Raw genomic sequence first — 4,438 nt, forward strand, 5'->3', positions numbered from 1 at the left:
CCTAATAGGTATAATTTAGTTAAAGGAAGGAGATTATCAAAGCTAAAATAGGGTAAAAAGTGAAAAATTATCATGCAACAAAGCGTCTTTGAGGAAAAATTATTCATTTTAGGTTCACTATATTGAATTATCAATGAGTTACCAAGGCTAAAAAATAGACACTTTCTGGCTTAGCGTTCTAAGCATTAATTTAGTATTTGGTGTTTCGGCACCTAGACCATATAACAAGGTCATAAAATAGCAGTCGAGTAATATAGCTGCTTTTACTTTATTAAATTGCGGCTGGTCGGCAAAAACTAATGATTGGATTAGCTCCATGTGCTGTTGCTGGAATGGTTGCGAAAACAATCGCTGGCTAAAAAGCACTTTATAAAAGCGATGATGTAAACAATAAAACTGATAAAAATATTGCGCGTAATGATTAATCTTTAAGCGAGCAGGGCGGTGTATATCCGTTTCTTTGGCGCGTTCCAGCACATCATTAAATTTATCATCAAGGCATGCTTCTAAAATAGCCACTTTATCAGAGAAATGATTAAACAAGGTGCCCACTGCTATGTTGCTTGCTGCAGAAATTTGCCTCGTTGAAGTATCATTAAACCCTTGCTCAGTAAAAAGATGCCAAGCCGCCTCTAAAATACGTTGGTGAGTATCTGCATGTTTGCTCATTCTTAACCTACTGTTTATAAATAGTTATATTAAAAGTGAGCGTGCTCATATTGTTAAGTGAGCGCGCTCATTAAAGGTAGTCGCTAGGTGTGAGCTTGTAAAATTAGCGGGAGTATTTAATTAAACTTTCATGGCGTGCTAAGCGGCTTTAGTTTAAAATTGCCCGCAGTTTCGTTTTTACTTTTTTACCCGCTGGAGGGTACCGCTATCATTAGTACAGCTAATATCACCATGCAATTTGGTGCTAAACCTTTATTCGAAAATATTTCAGCAAAATTTGGCGATGGTAACCGTTACGGTTTAATCGGTGCGAATGGCTGTGGTAAATCAACCTTCATGAAAATCCTAAGTGGTGAACTTGAGCCATCTTCAGGTAATGTCAGCACAGATCCAAACGAACGTATTGCAAAACTAAATCAAGACCAGTTTGCTTACGAAGAGTTTTCTGTAATCGACACAGTAATCATGGGTCATAAAGAGCTGTGGGAAGTAAAAAAAGAGCGTGACCGTATTTACAGCCTACCTGAGATGAGCGAAGAAGACGGCATGAAAGTGGCTGATCTTGAAACTGAGTTTGCCGAAATGGATGGTTACTCAGCAGAAGCTAAAGCAGGTGAGTTACTAATTGGTGTAGGTATTGGTACAGAGCAACATTACGGCCCTATGTCTGAAATCGCACCGGGTTTTAAACTGCGTGTGTTACTTGCACAAGTGCTGTTTTCTGATCCAGATATCATGCTACTCGATGAGCCTACCAATAACTTGGACATATACACCATCAAGTGGTTAGAAGACGTGTTAAACCAGCGCGACTGTACCATGATCATCATTTCGCACGACCGTCACTTCTTAAACTCTGTATGTACACACATGGCTGACATCGATTATGGCGAGCTTCGTATTTACCCTGGTAACTACGATGAGTACATGTTCGCTGCAACGCAAGCTCGTGAGCGTCTACTTAGCGAAAACGCGAAGAAGAAAAGCCAGATTGCCGAACTTCAACAGTTCGTATCGCGCTTCTCTGCGAACGCTTCAAAAGCAAAGCAAGCAACATCACGTGCGAAACAAATCGATAAAATTCAGCTTGAAGAAGTTAAAGCATCTTCTCGTCAAAGTCCGTTTATTCGCTTTGAGCAAGAGAAGCAGTTATTCCGTAATGCGTTAGAGCTAACAAACTTAGCGCAAGGTTTCGAAGAGACCTTATTCAGCAGCCTTGAAGGCTTAGTTGAAGTAGGTGAGCGTATTGCGATTATCGGTGAGAACGGTGTTGGTAAAACAACATTATTAAATACTTTAGCTGGTCGTTTAGCACCAAAACAAGGTGAATTTAAATGGTCAGATAACGCTAATATTGGGTATTACGCACAAGACCATGCTGACGAGTTCGAACAAGACATGAACTTATTTGAGTGGATGGAACAATGGCAACAAGAAGGTGACGACGAACAAGTTGTTCGTAGTTTCTTAGGTCGTATGCTGTTTTCACAAAACGACATCAAAAAGTCAGTAAAAGTGATTTCAGGTGGTGAGCAAGGCCGTATGCTGTTTGGTAAAATTATGATGCACAAACCAAACATCTTATTAATGGATGAGCCAACCAACCACATGGATATGGAATCTATCGAAGCGCTTAACTTAGCACTTGAAGCATACGAAGGGACATTATTGTTCGTATCACACGATAGACAATTTGTATCATCGCTTGCTAACCGTATTTGGGAAATCAAAGACGGCAAAGTTATCGACTTTAAAGGTACATACACTGAGTACCTAGCAAGCAAAGAAGCTTAATTAGCTGATGAGTGATTAAAAGCCATGCATGTCATGGCTTTTTTGTGCTTCTAGAGTCGCATCTTGATGTGAGTTAGGTATATAATACCCGCCACAAAATAAGGACAAAAGTCCGCTTTTTAGAAAACAATTTAACTGAGGTGTATTTATGACTGTTGGCATTATTATGGGTTCCAAATCAGACTGGCCAACGATGGAACATGCGGCGTTAATGCTAGAAAAATTCGGCATTGAATACGAAACTAAAGTTGTTTCTGCTCACCGTACCCCTCAATTACTTGCTGACTATGCAAGCTCAGCTGCAGATCGCGGTATTAAAATTATTATTGCTGGTGCAGGTGGTGCAGCGCACTTACCTGGAATGGCTGCGGCGTTTACATCACTGCCAGTTTTAGGTGTACCAGTTAAATCTAAAACACTAAATGGTGTAGATTCATTATTATCTATTTGCCAAATGCCTAAAGGTGTTGCAGTAGGTACTCTTGCAATAGGTGAAGCTGGTGCTGCTAATGCTGGCCTTTTAGCGGCACAAATTTTAGGTTGCCAACAGCCTGAAATCTTCGCAAAAGTTGAAGCATTCCGTAAAGAACAAACAGACACAATCTTAGCTAACCCTAATCCTGCAGAGTAATATGAATATTCTAATTTTAGGTGCAGGCCAGTTAGCTCGTATGATGAGCTTAGCGGGTGCACCGCTTGATTTAAATGTTGTTGCCTACGATGTGGGTAGTAAAAAAATCATTCACCCATTAACTGGTGAAGTTCGTAACAGCACATTACAACAAGCTATTGATAACGCAGACGCTATCACCGCAGAGTTTGAACACATTCCTGATGATGTACTAACACTTTGCTGTCAAAGCAATAAGTTTTATCCGGGTAAAGCGGCAATTAAAACAGGTGGCGACCGCGCACTTGAAAAAGCATTACTTGATAAAACAAATGTTGAGTGTGCGCCTTACCAATTAATTACAGAAAAAGCGCACCTTATCGCTGCTGTAGAGCGCTTAGGCAAGCCGCTTGTGATCAAAACCTGCCAAGCGGGTTACGATGGTAAAGGCCAATGGCGCTTAAAGTCAGATGACCAAATTGACCAAATCTGGTCAGAAATGGCAGATTTCATTGCATCTGGCACCGAGAGTGCTCCGCACTCTATTATCGCAGAGAAGATGATCCCATTTGACCGTGAAGTATCTATCATTGGTGCACGCGACAAAGCAGGTAACACAGTTATTTACCCATTAACTGAAAATCAACACACCAATGGTGTGCTTACGCTTTCAGTTGCTGGTAAAGAAAAAGCAGCGATTCAAGAACAAGCCGAGCTGGCATTTAACAAGTTAGCGCAAGAGCTTGACTATGTAGGTGTATTAGCAATCGAGTTTTTTGATGTACAAGGTACGTTATTAGTTAACGAAATTGCGCCACGCGTTCATAACTCTGGTCACTGGACACAGCAGGGTACACATTGCTCACAGTTCGAAAACCACATGCGTGCTGTTGCAGGTTTACCACTAGGTAGTACAGAGTGTCTTCGTCCTACTGCTATGATCAACGTATTAGGTCAGCCTTCAATCCCACACTCAGTACTAGCAACGCAAGACGTTACTAGTCACTGGTATGGTAAAACGGCTAAACCGGGTCGTAAGATGGGTCATATCAATGTATCGGCTGATAACCTTCACCAATTAGGTGAGCGTTTAGCGGCACTGGCTGAAATTTTGCCAGAGCAAGACTACCCAGGTGTAGCAGCTACCAGCACCCAACTTATTTTAAACTAATCAGTTTAAATTCTTAAAAGCCGAGTTTGTCTCGGCTTTTTAATCTCTATAACTTATACCAATCCGCAATAATACTTAATCATTTTGAGGGATTAAACCTGTCGCTACCTGCGTTAAAAATTTCTCATTTAGAACAACTAAATAACGAAATTTTTGCCTTGGTATCAACAAGGTTTTCTTGCCTCAAAATAGAC

4 protein-coding genes are annotated in these 4,438 nt (G+C 40.8%); 3 read left to right on the top strand and 1 reads right to left on the bottom strand.

What is annotated here, in order from left to right:
• Positions 1-147 precede the first annotated feature (147 nt).
• Complete coding sequence (locus L1D46_RS19780; protein ID WP_130051522.1) at positions 148-669, bottom strand: TetR/AcrR family transcriptional regulator; 522 nt, start codon at positions 667-669, stop codon at positions 148-150.
• Positions 670-876: 207 nt separating this feature from the next.
• Between L1D46_RS19780 and L1D46_RS19785 the strand changes: the two genes are divergently transcribed.
• From L1D46_RS19785 to L1D46_RS19795, 3 genes are all read left to right on the top strand, one after another.
• Positions 877-2,463 (top strand): ABC-F family ATPase, encoded by a 1,587-nt coding sequence (locus tag L1D46_RS19785; RefSeq protein ID WP_239978101.1) that lies wholly within the window; start codon positions 877-879, stop codon positions 2,461-2,463.
• A gap of 148 nt (positions 2,464-2,611) precedes the next feature.
• Positions 2,612-3,094: a 5-(carboxyamino)imidazole ribonucleotide mutase gene (gene purE / locus L1D46_RS19790; RefSeq protein ID WP_054553887.1), complete on the top strand. Its 483-nt coding sequence runs from the start codon at positions 2,612-2,614 to the stop codon at positions 3,092-3,094.
• 1 nt (position 3,095) lies between these two features.
• Positions 3,096-4,244, top strand: coding sequence for a 5-(carboxyamino)imidazole ribonucleotide synthase (locus L1D46_RS19795; RefSeq protein WP_130051521.1), 1,149 nt, complete (start codon positions 3,096-3,098; stop codon positions 4,242-4,244).
• The last annotated feature ends 194 nt before the right edge of the window (positions 4,245-4,438 follow it).

The organism is Pseudoalteromonas sp. Isolate3, from assembly GCF_022398505.1.
In the GTDB taxonomy this organism is placed as follows: domain Bacteria; phylum Pseudomonadota; class Gammaproteobacteria; order Enterobacterales; family Alteromonadaceae; genus Pseudoalteromonas; species Pseudoalteromonas apostichopi.

Coding starts and splice junctions, on each gene's coding strand:
- L1D46_RS19780 (WP_130051522.1), bottom strand. CDS start 669: ATGAGCAAACATGCAGATACTCACCAACGTATTTTAGAGGCGGCTTGG.
- L1D46_RS19795 (WP_130051521.1), top strand. CDS start 3,096: ATGAATATTCTAATTTTAGGTGCAGGCCAGTTAGCTCGTATGATGAGC.
- purE (WP_054553887.1), top strand. CDS start 2,612: ATGACTGTTGGCATTATTATGGGTTCCAAATCAGACTGGCCAACGATG.